This window comes from Pseudomonas sp. FG47 (assembly GCF_057809115.1).
In genome coordinates this window covers 13064-28347 of record NZ_JBMDJI010000052.1, presented here as the reverse complement: position 1 = coordinate 28347, position 15284 = coordinate 13064, and the positions used below count along the sequence as shown (strand labels likewise).

The window sequence follows — 15284 nt, the reverse complement described above, 5'->3', positions numbered from 1 at the left end:
GGTGCGACTTGCCCCGCGATTGATTTCACACAGCGTTACGCGGTAGCAACAAACCCAACGGCAAGCGCACCCGCGCCTCGATCCCGCCACCGGAGCGGTTGCGCAATTCGACATTGCCGCCATGCTGCGCGGCGATGCGCTTGACGATCGCCAACCCCAGCCCGGTGCCCTTGCCGCCCCGCGCCCGGTCACCACGGATGAACGGGTTGAAGATGGTCTCCAGCTCCGACTCGTCGATCCCCGCCCCGCGATCCAGCACGCTGAGCACCACATAAGGCGCACTCTGGTCACCCGATACATAGGCCGCCACTTCAACCCCCTTGCCGGCGTGATGCAGGGCGTTACCGATCAGGTTGCCGAGCATGCGCTTGAGCGAGACACGCCGCAGCGGGAAGGGCGGAATTGGCTCGAGGCACAGGCGCACCTGCTCCTCATGCTGGTTGTAAGGGGCCACTACTTCGTAGATCAGATCGTTGAGGTCGACCTCCTCCACCGGCTCGTCGCGCCCGTCACGAATGAACGCCAGGAACTGGTCGAGGATCGCGTCCATGTCCTCGATATCACGCACCATGTCTTCGCTGAGGTCGCTGTCGTTGCCCATCAGCGACAGTGACAGGCGCAGGCGGGTGAGCGGTGTGCGCAGGTCGTGGGACACCCCGGCCAGCATCAGCTCGCGCTCTCGCCCAGCCTGCTCGACATCCTCGGCCATCTGGTTGAATGCCCGGTACACCTCGGTCATCTCGCTGGGCGTATCGCTGATCGGCAGGCGCACGCTGCGCCCCTGGCCGAGCTGGCGAGCAGCGAACACCAGGCGCTTGAGCGGCTGGTTGAGCTGGCGCACGAAAATCCACGCCGAGGCGGTGGACAGCAAGCCGATGGCCAGGAACCAGCCCAGCACGTTCCAGATCTTCTGCCCGCGCAGCGGGTGTGGGTACAGCGGCACCTTGAGCCAGCCGGGGCCCAGGCTCGGCGCGTTCACCCACAGCGCCGGCGGCGCATGGATGCGCAGCCGCACCTCGGTGTCGTCGCCCAGCTCGGCCTGCATCTGGCGCTGGTAGATCTCGCTGTACGGCCAGTGCTGTTCGCCCTCGGGCACGCCTGCCCCGGTCACCCGGATCAACCCGGCGGCCTCGGCGATCTGCTCGCGGTTTTCTTCATCCGCCGCCCAGTACGCCCGCAACGTCAGGGCCACACCGTGGCTGTACTGGCGGTCGACCAGCACGTCCTCGTTCATCAGCAGGTACACCAGCGTCAGTGCCTTGGAGAACAGCACGACGATCAGCACCAGCCAGAGGGTGCGGGCGAAGAAACTTTGCGGGAACCAGAGAGGCGTTTTCATCGATCAACTACTGTGCTGAAAGGCCGGCCGCCACAGACGAAAACAGGGCGACTCGCATGAGCCGCCCTGCTGCACCCGGACGCACCGACAGACTCATTTGCCGGCGTTTCCGTCCGGCACGAAGACGTAGCCCACACCCCAGACGGTCTGGATATAGCGGGGTTTGGACGGGTCGGGCTCGATCATCCGGCGCAGGCGCGAGATCTGCACGTCGATGGAGCGCTCCAGGGCGTCCCACTCGCGGCCACGGGCCAGGTTCATCAGCTTGTCGCGGGTCAGCGGTTCGCGGGCATGCATGACCAACGCCTTGAGCACGGCGAACTCGCCGGTGGTCAGCATGTGCACTTCACTGCCGCGCTTGAGTTCGCGGGTGGCCAGCGACAGTTCGTAGTCGCCGAAGGTGACGGTCTCGTCCTCGCTGCCCGGCGCACCCGGCACGGCCGGGGCCTGGCGGCGCAGCACGGCCTTGACCCGGGCCACCAGCTCGTCGGGGTTGAACGGCTTGGCCAGGTAGTCGTCGGCACCCAGCTCCAGGCCCTTGATGCGGCTGAGCTCATCGCCCTTGGCGGTGAGCATGATGATCGGGATCTGGTTGTTCGAGGCGCGCAGGCGCTTGCACGCGGACAGGCCGTCCTCGCCCGGCAGCATCAGGTCGAGCACGACCAGGTTGAACACCTCACGGGCCAGCAGGCGATCCATCTGTTCGACATTGGGCACGGTACGGACACGGAAGCCCTTGCTGGTGAAGAAACGGTCCAGCAGGCTGCTCAGGCCCGGGTCGTCGTCGACGATGAGAATCTTGTCGCCATCTGCGGCGTTTGCGGTGCTGGTCATGAATTACTCCTCTGATATCGCTGCGCATTATGGCGTAGCCATTGCCGCGCGTGCCGTGTGCATTGTTAGCAGATTTTTCCCGGGGCGCCACTGCCGCGCCATCGACGGCTGGCGCCAGGCCATCACCGCAAGCCCGGCACGATGGGTATAATGCGCGCCTTTCACCCAGCGCCGCCGGGGCCGAACGCCCGCCTGCGGCCTTGCATTCACTATTTTTCAGGTGGTTTTCATGGACAGCATCAACAGCCGTATCGCCGAGGAACTGGGCGTGCGCCCACAACAGGTCGAAGCGGCCGTGGGCCTGTTGGACGAAGGATCGACCGTGCCCTTCATCGCCCGTTACCGCAAGGAAGTGACCGGCAGCCTGGACGACACCCAACTGCGCCACCTGGAAGAGCGCCTGCGCTACCTGCGTGAACTCGACGAGCGCCGTGCCAGCATCCTGGCCAGCATCGAGGAGCAGGGCAAGCTGACCCCGGAGCTGGCCCGCGAGATCAAGCTGGCCGACACCAAGACCCGCCTCGAAGACCTCTACCTGCCGTACAAGCAGAAGCGCCGTACCAAGGGCCAGATCGCCCTGGAGGCCGGCCTCGGCGAGCTGGCCGACGGCCTGTTCAACGACCCGCAACTGAACCCGGAAAGCGAAGCCGCGCGCTTCGTCGACGCCGAAAAGGGCGTGGCTGACGTCAAGGCCGCCCTGGAAGGCGCCAAGTACATCCTCATGGAGCGCTTCGCCGAAGACGCCGGCCTGCTGGACAAGCTGCGCAACTTCCTCAAGCAGGAAGCGGTACTCACTGCCCGCGTAGTCGCCGGCAAGGAAGACGAAGGCGCCAAGTTCCGCGATTACTTCGCCCACGACGAACTGCTGCGCAGCGCGCCCTCGCACCGTGCCCTGGCAATCTTCCGTGGGCGCAACGAAGGCGTGCTGAGCGCATCCTTGAAGGTCGGCGAAGAACTGCCGGGCACCCTGCACCCGTGCGAGGTGATGATCGGCAACCATGTCGGCATCGAAAACCGCAGCCGCCCGGCCGACAAGTGGCTGGGCGAAGTGGTGCGCTGGACCTGGAAGGTCAAGCTCTACACTCACCTGGAAACCGACCTGTTCGGTGAGCTGCGCGACAACGCCGAAGGCGAGGCGATCAACGTCTTCGCCCACAACCTGCACGACCTGCTGCTGGCCGCCCCGGCCGGCCCACGCGCCACCCTGGGCTTCGACCCGGGCCTGCGCACCGGCTGCAAGATCGCCGTGGTCGATGCCACCGGCAAGCTGCTCGACCACACCACGGTCTACCCGCACGCGCCGAAGAACGACTGGGACCGCACCATTGCCATCATGGCCGCGCTGTGCGCCAAGCACTCGGTGGAGCTGATCGCCATCGGCAACGGCACCGCCAGCCGCGAGAGCGACAAGCTGGTGGCCGAGCTGGTCAAGAAGTACCCGGCATTGAAGATCACCAAGATCATGGTCTCCGAGGCTGGCGCTTCGGTGTACTCGGCCTCTGAACTGGCCGCCCGCGAGTTTCCCGACCTGGACGTGTCGATCCGTGGCGCAGTGTCGATCGCCCGTCGCCTGCAAGACCCGCTGGCCGAGCTGGTGAAGATCGACCCGAAATCCATCGGCGTCGGCCAGTACCAGCACGATGTGTCGCAAGTGAAGCTGGCCCGGGGCCTGGACGCCGTGGTCGAGGACTGCGTGAACGCCGTGGGCGTGGACGTCAACACCGCCTCGGTGGCGCTGCTGACCCGCATCTCGGGTCTCAACGCGACCCTGGCGCAGAACATCGTCGCCCACCGCGACGCCAACGGCCCGTTCGCCACCCGCGCCGCGCTGAAAAAAGTCAGCCGCCTGGGCGAGAAAACCTTCGAGCAGGCCGCCGGCTTCCTGCGTGTGATGAACGGCGACAACCCGCTGGACGCCTCGGCGGTGCACCCGGAAGCCTACCCACTGGTGCAGCGCATCGCCGCCGACACCGACCGTGACATCCGCTCGCTGATCGGCGACAGCGGCTTCCTCAAGCGCCTGGACCCGAAGAAATTCACCGACGAGTCCTTCGGCCTGCCGACCGTCACTGACATCCTGCAAGAGCTGGACAAGCCCGGCCGCGACCCACGCCCCGAGTTCAAGACCGCGACCTTCCAGGACGGCGTCGAGGACCTCAAGGACCTGGAGCCGGGCATGATCCTCGAAGGCGTGGTGACCAACGTCACCAACTTCGGTGCCTTCGTCGACATCGGCGTGCACCAGGACGGCCTGGTGCACATCTCGGCGCTGTCGGAGAAGTTCGTCAAGGACCCGCGCGAAGCGGTCAAGGCCGGCGACGTGGTCAAGGTCAAGGTCATGGAAGTGGACATCCCGCGCAAGCGCGTCGGCCTGTCCATGCGCATGAGCGACACCCCGGGCGAAAAGGTCGAGGGCAACCGCGGTGGCAACCGTGGCAATGGCGGCAACCGCCAGCAGCAGGCGCCGCGCCAGCGCGAGACCACCAGCGCCGCGCCGGCCAACAACGCCATGGCGGCGCTGTTCGCCAACGCCAAGCAGTTGAAGAAGAAGTGATGGACGTTCCCGAGGAGTACGTCGAAAGCGCCTTCAGCCAACTGCTCGGTTGCCGCCTGCAACGCCTGGACAGCGGCGTTGCCGAGGTCGCCCTGGCGCTCGCGCCGCACCTGCGCAACCGTGGCCAGAAGCTGCACGGCGGGGCGATCTTCAGCCTGGTCGACATCACCATGGGCCTAGCCTGCTCGGCCAGCCATGGCTTCGACCAGCAGAGCGTGACCATCGAGTGCAAGATCAACTACCTGCGCGCGGTCGGCGAGGGCGAGGTGCGCTGCACTGCGCGGGTGCTGCATGCCGGCCGGCGCACGCTGGTGCTCGACGCCGACGTGCTTCAGGACGACAAGCTGGTGGCCAAGGCCCAGGGAACCTTCGCGGTTATCTAGCTGACAGGCCTCCATCTGCGGTATTTTCGACGTATTGCTGTACACCTGATCGCGGGGCGAGCCCGCCCCGCGATCAGACGCCTACAGGCCAGCGTCGGAACCGCGTAAACCAGGCGACAACGCCAGTTCCTTTCCCAACTACCCTTGTAGACCGTCATCTCTACCCCCATATTGGGCCGACTGACGCGTGAAGGAATCCATCTTGAGCGACCTCCTCAACCGCCGCCTGAGCCTGCTCGGCGACAATATCGACCTGCTCAAGCAGTGCCTGCACGGCATTGAGCGCGAATGCCTGCGCGTGACCAAAGAAGGTCGCCTGGCCCAGACCCCGCACCCCGAGGCCCTGGGTTCGGCGCTGACCAACGAGCAGATCACCACCGACTATTCCGAGTCGCTGCTGGAGTTCATCACCCCAGCCCTGGCGGACCCTGCCAAGGTGCTCGAAAGCCTCGAACAGACCCACCGCTTCGTCTACAGCAAACTGGGCGACGAACTGCTGTGGAGCCCGTCGATGCCCTGCGCACTGCCGGCCGAAGAAGACATCCCGATCGCCGAGTACGGCAACTCGAACATCGGCAAGCTCAAGCACGTGTACCGCAAGGGCCTGGCCCTGCGTTACGGCCGCACCATGCAGTGCATCGCCGGCATCCATTACAACTTCTCGCTGCCCGAGGCGCTGTGGCCGCTGCTGCGCGATGCCGAAGGCGGCGAGCAGGACGACCGCGACTACCAGTCCTCGGCCTATATTGCGCTGATCCGCAACTTCCGCCGCTACAGCTGGCTGCTGATGTACCTGTTCGGCGCGTCCCCGGCCCTGGATAAGGGCTTCCTGCGCGGCCGCCCGCACCAGCTCGAAGAACTCGACGGCGAAACGCTGTACCTGCCCTACGCCACCAGCCTGCGCATGAGCGACTTGGGCTACCAGAGCAACGCCCAGGCGGGCCTGACGCCCTGCTACAACAACCTGGCCAGCTACACCGATAGCCTGCGCAAGGCCGTGGGTACGCCCTACCCGCCCTATGTCGAGGTTGGCACGCACGTCGATGGCGAGTGGGTGCAGTTGAACACCAACATCCTGCAGATCGAGAACGAGTACTACTCGAACATCCGCCCCAAACGCGTCACCTACACCGGCGAGCGGCCGATCCAGGCCCTGACCTCGCGCGGCGTGCAGTACGTGGAAGTGCGCTGCCTGGACATCAACCCGTTCCTGCCAGTGGGCATCGACCTGAGCGAAGCCCGTTTCCTCGACGCCTTTCTGCTGTTCTGCGCCCTCGAAGAAAGCCCGCAACTGGACAACGGCGAGTGCGGCCAATGCACCGACAACTTCCTCACCGTGGTCAAGGAAGGTCGGCGCCCGGGCCTGGAGCTGCGCCGTGACGGCCAACCGGTCGCATTGAAGGAGTGGGCAAGCGAACTGATCAAGCAGATCGGCCAGCTGGCCGGGCTGCTCGACCGTGCCCAGGGTGGCAATGACCACGCCAAGGCCCTGGAAGCACAGCAGGCCAAGGTCGACGATCCCGAGCTGACGCCATCGGCCCAGGTGCTGGCGCGCATGACCGAACATGACGAGACTTTCGTCCAGTTCTCCCTGCGCCAGAGCCGTCTGCACGCCGAGAGCTTCCGCGAGCAGCCATTGAGCAGCGCACAGCAACAGGCCTTCGAAACCCTTGCGCGCGAATCGATCGCCAAGCAGTCCGAGCTGGAACAAGAAGAAGTCGGCGACTTCGACCTGTTCGTCGGCGCCTACCAGGCCAGCATCCTGGCGATCAGCAACTGATGAACCGCGTCGTCGCCCCGCGCAAGCCCCGCGCCAGCAGCCAGGCCCGCATCGAGGCAATCCTCGCCGCGGCCCGCGAACTGCTGGCTGGGCAAGGGGTGGCGGGGTTGTCGATCTACAGCGTGGCCGAACGGGCGCAGATTCCACCGTCGTCGGTGTATCACTTTTTCGCCAGCGTGCCAGCCTTGCTCGAGGCGCTGACCGCCGATGTGCACCGGGCCTTTCGCGAAGCGCTGAGCGCGCCGATCGACAGCACCGCCTTCAATACCTGGCACGGCCTGTCGCGGCTGGTGGAGCGGCGCATGCTCGACATCTACAACGAGGATGCCGCGGCGCGCCAGCTGATCCTCGCCCAGCATGGGCTGAGCGAAGTGGTCCAGGCTGACCGTCAGCATGACCTGGAGCTGGGTGAGCTGATGCACAAACTGTTCGACCAGCATTTCCAGCTGCCGGCAATGCCGCGAGATGTCGATGTGTTCGCCTTGGCCATGGAGTTGAGCGACCGGGTGTACGCCCGCTCGATGCAGTTGCATGAAGCGATCACGCCGCGCATGGCGGAAGAGGGAATGCGGGTGTTCGAGGCATATCTGGGGTTGTACCTGCCGCCTTATCTGGCCAAGCGTTTGGCGTGAGATCCTTGGGGCCGCTTTGCGGCCCAATCGCGACACAAGGCCGTTCCTACAGGAGATCGCATAACCCCTGTAGGAGCGGCCTTGTGTCGCGATTGGGGCGCACAGCGCCCCCTCTCCAGGCCATCACAACTTGGCGATGGACACCTCGGTCGATTTCACGAAGGCGATCACTTCACTCCCCACCTGCAGCTCCAGCTCCTTCACGGAACGGGTGGTGATGACCGAAGTGACGATACCGGAGGCGGTCTGCACGTCGATTTCCGACAGTACCGGGCCTTCAAGAATCTCCTTCACGGTGCCTTTGAACTGGTTGCGAACGTTGATGGCTTTGATAGTCATGGCGTCATTCCTTTTGCGGTCTTCGTAGGTTCAGTGGGCCCAACGCAACTGCGTGGGCAAAGGGGCTACAGGTTCCGGCTCGGGCGGGGTGCCCGGCACGGACAGAACACGGTTGAGCACTTCGCTTTCCAGCGCCGCCAGGCGCTGCGAACCCCGCGCGCGCGGGCGTGGCAGGTCGATGGTCAAGTCCAGGCCGACAGCGCCGTCCTCGATCAGGATCACCCGGTCGGCCACGGCGACAGCCTCACTGACGTCGTGGGTGACCAGCAGCACGGTGAAGCCGTGCTGGCGCCACAGGCGCTCGATCAGTTGCTGCATCTCGATGCGGGTCAGCGCATCCAGCGCGCCCAGCGGCTCATCCAGCAGCAGCAAGCGCGGCTGATGGATCAGTGCGCGGGCCAGCGCCACGCGCTGCTTCTGGCCGCCGGACAGCGCCGCCGGCCACTCGTCGGCACGCTCGGCCAGGCCGACCGCCTCCAGGGCTTCGAGGGCGCGACGGCGCCAGTTGCCAGCCAGGCCCAAGCCAACGTTGTCGATGACTTTCTTCCACGGCAGCAGGCGCGCGTCCTGGAACATCAGTCGGGTATCGTCGCGGGCCTCAGCCAACGGCGCGGCCCCCGCCAGCAACTCGCCGGCACTGGGCTGGTCGAGGCCGGCCAGCAGGCGCAGCAAGGTGCTCTTGCCGCACCCGCTGCGACCGACGATGGCGACGAATTGGCCAGCCGGTATGTGCAGGTCGATACCGCGCAGCACTTCGCGCTGGCCGAAGGTGCGGCGCAGGCCGTTGGCGGCGAGCGGGATGCCGGGCAGCAGGCGCGGCGGGCGTTGCGTGAGCACACTCATCATGCGCCCTCCTTCCTGGCGACCTGATACGCCGGGTGCCAACGCAACCACACACGCTCCAGGCCACGGGCCGCAAGGTCGGCGAGCTTGCCGAGCAGCGCGTACAGCACGATCGCCAGCACCACCACGTCGGTCTGCAGGAACTCCCGGGCGTTCATCGCCAGGTAGCCGATGCCGGCGTTGGCCGAAATGGTCTCGGCGACGATCAAAGTCAGCCACATGAAGCCCAGGGCGAAACGCACACCTACCAGGATCGACGGCAACGCACCAGGCAGGATCACCTGGCGGAACAGCGCGAAGCCCGACAGCCCATAGCTGCGCGCCATCTCCACCAGGGCCGGATCGACATTGCGAATACCGTGGTAGGTGTTGAGGTAGATGGGGAACAGCGTGCCCAGCGCCACCAGGAAGATCTTCGCCGACTCGTCGATACCGAACCACAGGATCACCAGCGGGATCAGCGCCAGGTGCGGCACGTTGCGGATCATCTGCACCGAGCTGTCGAGCAGGCGCTCGCCCCAGTTCGACAACCCGGTGATGAAGCCCAGCACCAGGCCGATGGCGCCGCCGATGACAAAGCCCAGGCCGGCGCGCCAGCCACTGATGGCCAGGTGGGTCCAGATTTCGCCGCTGCGCACCAGCTCGACGCCGGCCGCGACCACCGCGCTCGGCGCCGGCAGAATGCGCGTCGACAGCCAACCGGCGCTGACCGCCAGCTGCCATACGGCCAGCAGCAGCACCGGCAGGGCCCAGGGGGCCAGGCGCTGGCGCCAGGTGCTTGAGGGTGCATGACTCATGGCCGGGCCCTCAGCTCTGCGCCACGGACTTGGGCAGGATGTCGTTGGCCACCATTTCCCCGAATGGGCTCACATAGCCGCCGCTGTGCACCGGTTCCGGGCGCTGCACGTCCAGGTGCGGGAACAACAGCTCGGCGACGCGGTAGGACTCTTCGAGATGCGGGTAGCCGGAGAAAATGAAGGTGTCGATGCCCAGCGCCGCGTACTCCTTGACCCGCTCGGCGACGGTCGGGCCATCGCCGACCAGCGCTGTGCCGGCCCCGCCACGCACCAGGCCAACCCCAGCCCACAGGTTCGGCGCGACCTCCAGCTTGTCGCGCTTGCCGCCATGCAGCGCGGCCATGCGCTGCTGGCCGACCGAGTCGAAGCGCGCCAGCGAGGCCTGGGCCCGGGCGATGGTGTCGTCGTCCAGGTGCGAAATCAGTTTGTCGGCCGCGGCCCAGGCTTGTTCGTTGGTTTCCCGCACGATCACATGCAGGCGAATGCCGAAGCGCACTTCACGGCCCTGGGCAGCGGCCTTCTCGCGCACCTGGGCGATTTTCTCGGCCACGGCGGCCGGTGGCTCGCCCCAGGTCAGGTACAGCTCGACCTGCTCGGCGGCGAGGTCCTGGGCGGCGTCGGACGAACCGCCGAAGTACAGCGGCGGACGCGGCTGCTGGATCGGCGGGTAGAGCAACTTGGCGCCCTTCACCTGGATGTGCTTGCCGTCGTAGTCGACCACTTCGCCTTCGAGCACCTTGCGCCAGATGCGGGTGAACTCCACCGAGGCTTCGTAGCGCTCCTGGTGGTTCAGGTGCAGGCCATCACCGGCCAGTTCGTCCGGATCGCCACCGGTGACCAGGTTGAACAGCGCGCGGCCATTGGACAGGCGGTCCAGGGTGGCCGCCTGGCGCGCGGCGACGGTCGGCGAGATGATCCCTGGGCGCAGCGCCACCAGGAACTTCAGGCGTTCAGTCACGGGGATCAGCGAGGCGGCGACCAGCCAGGAGTCCTCGCAGGAGCGCCCGGTGGGGATCAATACGCCGCCAAAGCCCAAGCGGTCGGCGGCCTGGGCGATCTGCGCCAGGTAGCCGTGGTCGACGGCGCGAGCGCCTTCGGTGGTGCCCAGGTACTTGCCGTCACCGTGGGTGGGAAGGAACCAGAAGATGTTCAGGCTCATTGGAGTTGTCTCCTCAAGGGTGGCAGGGCCGGAGCGAGGCCCCGGCACGGGCGATGCGTTCAAGGCGCGCTGGCGACCTTGGCCGGGGGTGTCCAGATCACGTCCTTGATGCTCAAGGGCTTGGGTATCAGCTTCAGAGCCTGGAAGGTGTCGGCGATCTTCTGCTGCGCGGCGACCACCTCCGGGGTCAGCGGCGCGGCGCCGTAGCCCTGGCGCTTGACCGAGGTGAGGGTGATGTCGGCCGGCAGGCCAAGCAGCGGCGCGACCTGCTCGGTGACCTGCTGCGGGTTGGCCTGCGACCATTGGCCGACGGCGCGCACTTCCTCGACCAGGGTGTTGATCACCGCCGGGTGCTGGGTCGCGTAGCTACGGGTGGCCAGGTAGAACTGGTGGTTGTCGACCAGGTCCTTGCCGTCGCGCAGGGTGCGGGCCTGCAGCTGTTGCTCGGCCGCGGCCTGGTAGGGGTCCCAGATCACCCAGGCATCCACGCTGCCGCGCTCGAAAGCGGCGCGGGCGTCGGCCGGCGGCAGGTACACCGGCTGGATGTCGCTGTACTTGAGGCCGGCGTCTTCCAGGGCGCGGACCAGCAGGTAATGCACGTTGGAGCCTTTGTTGAGGGCGACCTTCTTGCCCTTGAGCGCCTTGACCGACTGGATCGGCGAGCCCTTGGGCACCAGGATCGCCTCGCTGTGCGGGGCGGGCGGCTCATAGGCGACATAGAGCAGGTCGGCGCCAGCGGCCTGGGCGAACACCGGCGGGGTCTCGCCGGTGACGCCGAAGTCGATCGAGCCGACGTTCAACCCTTCGAGCAGTTGCGGGCCACCGGGAAACTCGGTCCATTGCACCTGGATGCCCTGTTCGGCCAGGCGCTTCTCCAGCGAGCCCTTGGCCTTGAGCAGCACCAGGGTGCCGTATTTCTGGTAACCGATGCGCAGGCTCTGGGCCTGGGCCTGGGTGATGGCGCCGAACGATACAGCCGCCGCGAACAGGGCGACCAGACCGCGACGCAAGAAGACTGTGCGCATGGCGCTCTCCTGTGCGAGTGGGTTCGGGTAGCACCTGCTTGCCTCGTTGGCGGGCGAGTAAGGTGGGAACAGCGATGAAACGTCAGGGTTGCTCAGATACTCCAGCGGGCACTGAGCAGGCGTTCGTTGAGCAGGCCGGGGGCGACAGGTTGGGGCCGGCGCGCCATGGCGCCGTGGAAGGTCTCCAGTGCGCCCAGCAGGCGCTGCTCCAGTGCCTCGTCCAGGCGTGCAGGCCGATCGCCGTCGGCATAGCTGATCTGGCTGTCGTCGGCGAAGATCCCTTGCAGTGTCTCCTGCGCCTTGAGCGCCGAAAGCACTGGCTTGAGGGCATAGTCCACCGCCAGCATGTGGGCGATGCTGCCGCCGCTGGCGATCGGCAATACCACCTTGTGTTCCAGGGCACGCTCGGGCAGCAGGTCGAGCAAGGTCTTCAGCGCGCCGGCGAACGATGCCTTGTACACCGGGGTGGCGACCAGCAGGCCGTCGGCTTGGGCCACCAGCTCGTTGAAGTGGCGCACCTGCGGGCTGTCGAAGCGGGCGTGCAGCAGGTCCTCGGCGGGGAACTCCCGCACCTGGAAGGTGACGACCTCGACACCGCGCTGTTGCAACCAATCGCGCGAGCGTTCGAGCAGCACGCCGGAGCGTGAACGAAGACTTGGGCTACCACCGACAGATACAACCAGCATTGAAAGCGCTTCCTTCGAATCAATTCAGGGCCGCGAGGGGTTGGCCCCGCTGGATGGAAATGACATTAACAGCTCGTCACATATATCCATAAATCATATTTTTTCATTTGTTTATTCCATAAATGACTATTGGATGCTCTTCTCTGTAGGAGCGGCCTTGTGTCGCGAAAGGGCTGCGCAGCAGCCCCCGGATTTGCCCAGTGATACAGAGAATGCCGGGGCCGCCTTGCGGCCCTTTCGCGACACAAGGCCGCTCCTACAGGGAACACGGAGGCATAAAAAAGGGCCGTCGAAACGGCCCGAAGATCCCTGCTATGGCTAAGAGCAATGCAACGAGGAATTCATCAGCGGTTTGGCTGCGGGGTCAGGCGCAGGTAGGGTTTGACCGCGCGGTAACCTTTGGGGAAGCGCTGCCGGATCTCGTCCTCGTCCTTGAGCGACGGCACGATCACCACCTCGTCGCCGTCCTGCCAGTTGGCGGGGGTGGCGACCTTGTGGTTGTCGGTCAGTTGCAGCGAGTCGATCACCCGCAGGATCTCGTTGAAGTTGCGCCCGGTACTGGCCGGATAGGTGATGGTCAGGCGCACCTTCTTGTTCGGGTCGATGACGAACAGCGAGCGCACCGTGAGGGTATCGCTGGCATTCGGGTGGATCAGGTCGTACAGGTCAGAGACCTTGCGGTCGGCGTCGGCGATGATCGGGAAGTTGACCACGGTGTTCTGGGTCTCGTTGATGTCATCGATCCACTTGTGGTGCGAGTCCACCGGGTCCACCGACAGGGCGATGGCCTTGACCCCGCGCTGAGCGAATTGGTCCTTGAGCTTGGCGGTCAGGCCCAGCTCGGTGGTGCACACCGGGGTGAAGTCGGCCGGATGAGAGAACAGCACGCCCCAGCTGTTGCCCAGCCATTCGTGGAAGCGGATCTTGCCGGCGCTGGAATCCTGTTCGAAATCGGGGGCGATGTCGCCGAGTTTGAGGCTCATGGAAGCGGCTCCTGTGCTGTGTCTGGCCTTGTGGGTTCAATGTGCCTGCTTCCAGGTAAAAACAAAAAGAATAAATATCGATTTATTTATAACCATAACGAATACGAATACGCAGGCACAAAAAAGCCTCGCATCAGGCGAGGCTTTTTCTATGCAGCTACGACTTACATGAAGTTGTAAGTGTAGTTCACGATGAAGCGAGTTTGATCCTGGTCAGCCAGCGAGCTGGTACCGGTACCACGGTAAACACCGTGGCGCAGGCTTGCGCCCAGACCTTTGAACGTACCTTCCTGAATGACGTAGTCGACGCGTGCATCGCGCTCCCACTCGCTGAAAGTGCCCTTGCCATCGGCGTTACGGCCATCTTCACCACGCAGGTAGGCGATCGAAGCCTTCAGGCCCGGCACCCCCAGGCGAGCGAAGTCGTAGGAGTACTGACCGAAGGTAGTGTTTTCACCGGCCTTGGCGAACTGGTTGATCATGCTGTCGGTGAACAGGTAGAAGCTCGCGCCGCCATTACCTTCCGGACGACCGTTGCCGTCACGCACACCACCTTGGTTCAGCCAGACGAAACCGCCGTCATCACTGATCTGCTGGTGACCAACCATGAGCGAGTGACCACCCAAGGTGTAGGTAAACATTGCAGACCAGGTTTTGTTGTCGACTTCGCCCTTGTGCTTGGCGTAGCCCTTGTTGTTATCGAAGGCATAGGCGTCATTGTCACCATTCTTGCCATCGCTGCTGCTGTCGAAGTAACGCAGGTCGGTCTTGAAGGACTGATCGTCTGCGATCTTGAAGACATGGGTGGCGCCCAGGAAGTGCTGCTTGTAGAAGTCTTCCAGATTCGAGTAGTAGTACTGCAGGGTCAGGTCTGGCGTGAGCTTGTAGTCCAGGCCACCGTAACGGAACTTGTTGCTGTCAGCGGGAGCACCGGAGACCGACAGGCCAGTGCGGTTGCTCGAGGCGCGCCCCATGGCATGGGTCAGCTGACCGGCGTTGATGGTCAGATTGTCGATTTCCTTCGAGGTGATGGTGCCACCTTCAAAGGTTTGCGGCAGCAGACGGCCATCGTTGGAAACCAGGATCGGCAACATGGGCGCCAGGGCGCTACCGAAATGCGCTTCGGTCTTGGAGAACCGCGCCTTGGCATTCGCGCCGAAGCGAGCCCACTGGCTCACGGAGGAGTGATCGCTGTCACTCGGCATGAAGGTACTGTTGTCCTGGTGGTAGCCCTTGCCGCCATCCAGGTGGATGCCCCACAGGGCCTGGGCATCGACACCAAAGCCGACGGTGCCTTGGGTGAAGCCGGAGATGTAGTCAAGCTTGAAGCCTTGACCCGACTCACGCACGTCAGGGCGTGGCTTGCTGCCAGGCGTTTCACGGTTGTCGTTGTTGAAGTACATGGTGCGCGAGCTCACGGACAGCTTGCTGTCCTCGATGAACCCTGCAGCGCCTGCTTGTTGGGCGATAACCCCCAGTGCCACGGCCAGGGCCAGGCTGGACTTGTACATGTTTTGCTCCTCTACGTTCTAATTTTTGTGCGTCTCAAGTGGTGGGATCTGCTGCCCCACTCACCCGGATCGGCGATTTAGCACCAAAGCGTGACCGCCAAGTCAACCACAACAGGTCGATTCGCGACTTTCGTCTAAGACCGCCTCCTGCGCTACAGGATAATGACAATCCTATAAATCCAAAATGACCGTTTTATGAATCTGTAAGATTTTTACGGAATAACTTTGGAACCTTTACTGCCAAAAGTTGTATCGACGACGTCAATCATACCTTTAGGTTATTTGCAAACGTTTGCCGGTGGACAGACCGACGGCCCGCAAGCGGAACCGAAAAAGGCTAGCAGCCCCCTGCGATTACGCCAGCCGGGTGGTCCTGCCCTGTAGGAGCCAGCCTTGCTGGCGAAGCAGGCACCGCGATG

At 64.5% G+C, this 15284-nt stretch carries 14 protein-coding genes; 4 read left to right on the top strand and 10 right to left on the bottom strand.

Annotation, left to right across the window (positions count from 1 at the left end):
- Positions 1 to 25 precede the first annotated feature (25 nt).
- On the bottom strand, positions 26 to 1339 hold the full coding sequence (locus ACODS5_RS23205) for an ATP-binding protein (protein ID WP_134692902.1): 1314 nt from the start codon (positions 1337 to 1339) through the stop codon (positions 26 to 28).
- Positions 1340 to 1432: 93 nt separating this feature from the next.
- Positions 1433 to 2173, bottom strand: a complete 741-nt coding sequence (gene ompR / locus ACODS5_RS23200) for an osmolarity response regulator transcription factor OmpR (protein WP_134692901.1) — start codon at positions 2171 to 2173, stop codon at positions 1433 to 1435.
- 229 nt (positions 2174 to 2402) lie between these two features.
- Here ompR and ACODS5_RS23195 point away from each other — a divergent pair, with 229 nt between their 5' ends.
- The 4 genes from ACODS5_RS23195 (at position 2403) to ACODS5_RS23180 (ending at position 7522) form a co-directional block, all read left to right on the top strand.
- Positions 2403 to 4727, top strand: coding sequence for a Tex family protein (locus tag ACODS5_RS23195; RefSeq protein WP_489109745.1), 2325 nt, complete (start codon positions 2403 to 2405; stop codon positions 4725 to 4727).
- Entirely contained in the window at positions 4727 to 5110 is a 384-nt protein-coding gene (locus tag ACODS5_RS23190; protein ID WP_134692899.1) for a PaaI family thioesterase, read from the top strand. The genes ACODS5_RS23195 and ACODS5_RS23190 overlap by 1 nt, the downstream gene beginning before the upstream one ends.
- Before the next feature lie 187 nt (positions 5111 to 5297).
- Complete coding sequence (gshA, locus tag ACODS5_RS23185; protein ID WP_489109744.1) at positions 5298 to 6890, top strand: glutamate--cysteine ligase; 1593 nt, start codon at positions 5298 to 5300, stop codon at positions 6888 to 6890.
- Complete coding sequence (locus ACODS5_RS23180) at positions 6890 to 7522, top strand: TetR/AcrR family transcriptional regulator (protein WP_134692897.1); 633 nt, start codon at positions 6890 to 6892, stop codon at positions 7520 to 7522. Before gshA ends, ACODS5_RS23180 begins: the two co-directional genes overlap by 1 nt.
- 123 nt (positions 7523 to 7645) lie before the next feature.
- On the opposite strand, the gene ACODS5_RS23175 is transcribed toward ACODS5_RS23180, so the two are convergent.
- From ACODS5_RS23175 to ACODS5_RS23140, 8 genes are all read right to left on the bottom strand, one after another.
- Positions 7646 to 7861, bottom strand: coding sequence for a TOBE domain-containing protein (locus ACODS5_RS23175; protein ID WP_008095172.1), 216 nt, complete (start codon positions 7859 to 7861; stop codon positions 7646 to 7648).
- 30 nt (positions 7862 to 7891) lie between these two features.
- Positions 7892 to 8704, bottom strand: a complete 813-nt coding sequence (ssuB, locus tag ACODS5_RS23170; RefSeq protein WP_134692896.1) for an aliphatic sulfonates ABC transporter ATP-binding protein — start codon at positions 8702 to 8704, stop codon at positions 7892 to 7894.
- Positions 8704 to 9501, bottom strand: a complete 798-nt coding sequence (ssuC, locus tag ACODS5_RS23165; protein ID WP_134692895.1) for an aliphatic sulfonate ABC transporter permease SsuC — start codon at positions 9499 to 9501, stop codon at positions 8704 to 8706. The genes ssuB and ssuC overlap by 1 nt, the downstream gene beginning before the upstream one ends.
- A gap of 10 nt (positions 9502 to 9511) precedes the next feature.
- Entirely contained in the window at positions 9512 to 10660 is a 1149-nt protein-coding gene (gene ssuD, locus ACODS5_RS23160; RefSeq protein WP_134692894.1) for an FMNH2-dependent alkanesulfonate monooxygenase, read from the bottom strand.
- A gap of 59 nt (positions 10661 to 10719) precedes the next feature.
- Positions 10720 to 11685 (bottom strand): sulfonate ABC transporter substrate-binding protein, encoded by a 966-nt coding sequence (locus ACODS5_RS23155; protein ID WP_489109743.1) that lies wholly within the window; start codon positions 11683 to 11685, stop codon positions 10720 to 10722.
- A gap of 92 nt (positions 11686 to 11777) precedes the next feature.
- Positions 11778 to 12371, bottom strand: coding sequence for an NADPH-dependent FMN reductase (gene ssuE, locus ACODS5_RS23150; RefSeq protein WP_134692892.1), 594 nt, complete (start codon positions 12369 to 12371; stop codon positions 11778 to 11780).
- 344 nt (positions 12372 to 12715) lie between these two features.
- Complete coding sequence (locus tag ACODS5_RS23145; RefSeq protein ID WP_217851878.1) at positions 12716 to 13354, bottom strand: peroxiredoxin; 639 nt, start codon at positions 13352 to 13354, stop codon at positions 12716 to 12718.
- 164 nt (positions 13355 to 13518) lie between these two features.
- The gene (locus ACODS5_RS23140; RefSeq protein WP_489109742.1) at positions 13519 to 14865 is read right to left on the bottom strand and encodes an OprD family porin; all 1347 of its coding nucleotides are present in this window, start codon (positions 14863 to 14865) and stop codon (positions 13519 to 13521) included.
- Positions 14866 to 15284 lie beyond the last annotated feature (419 nt).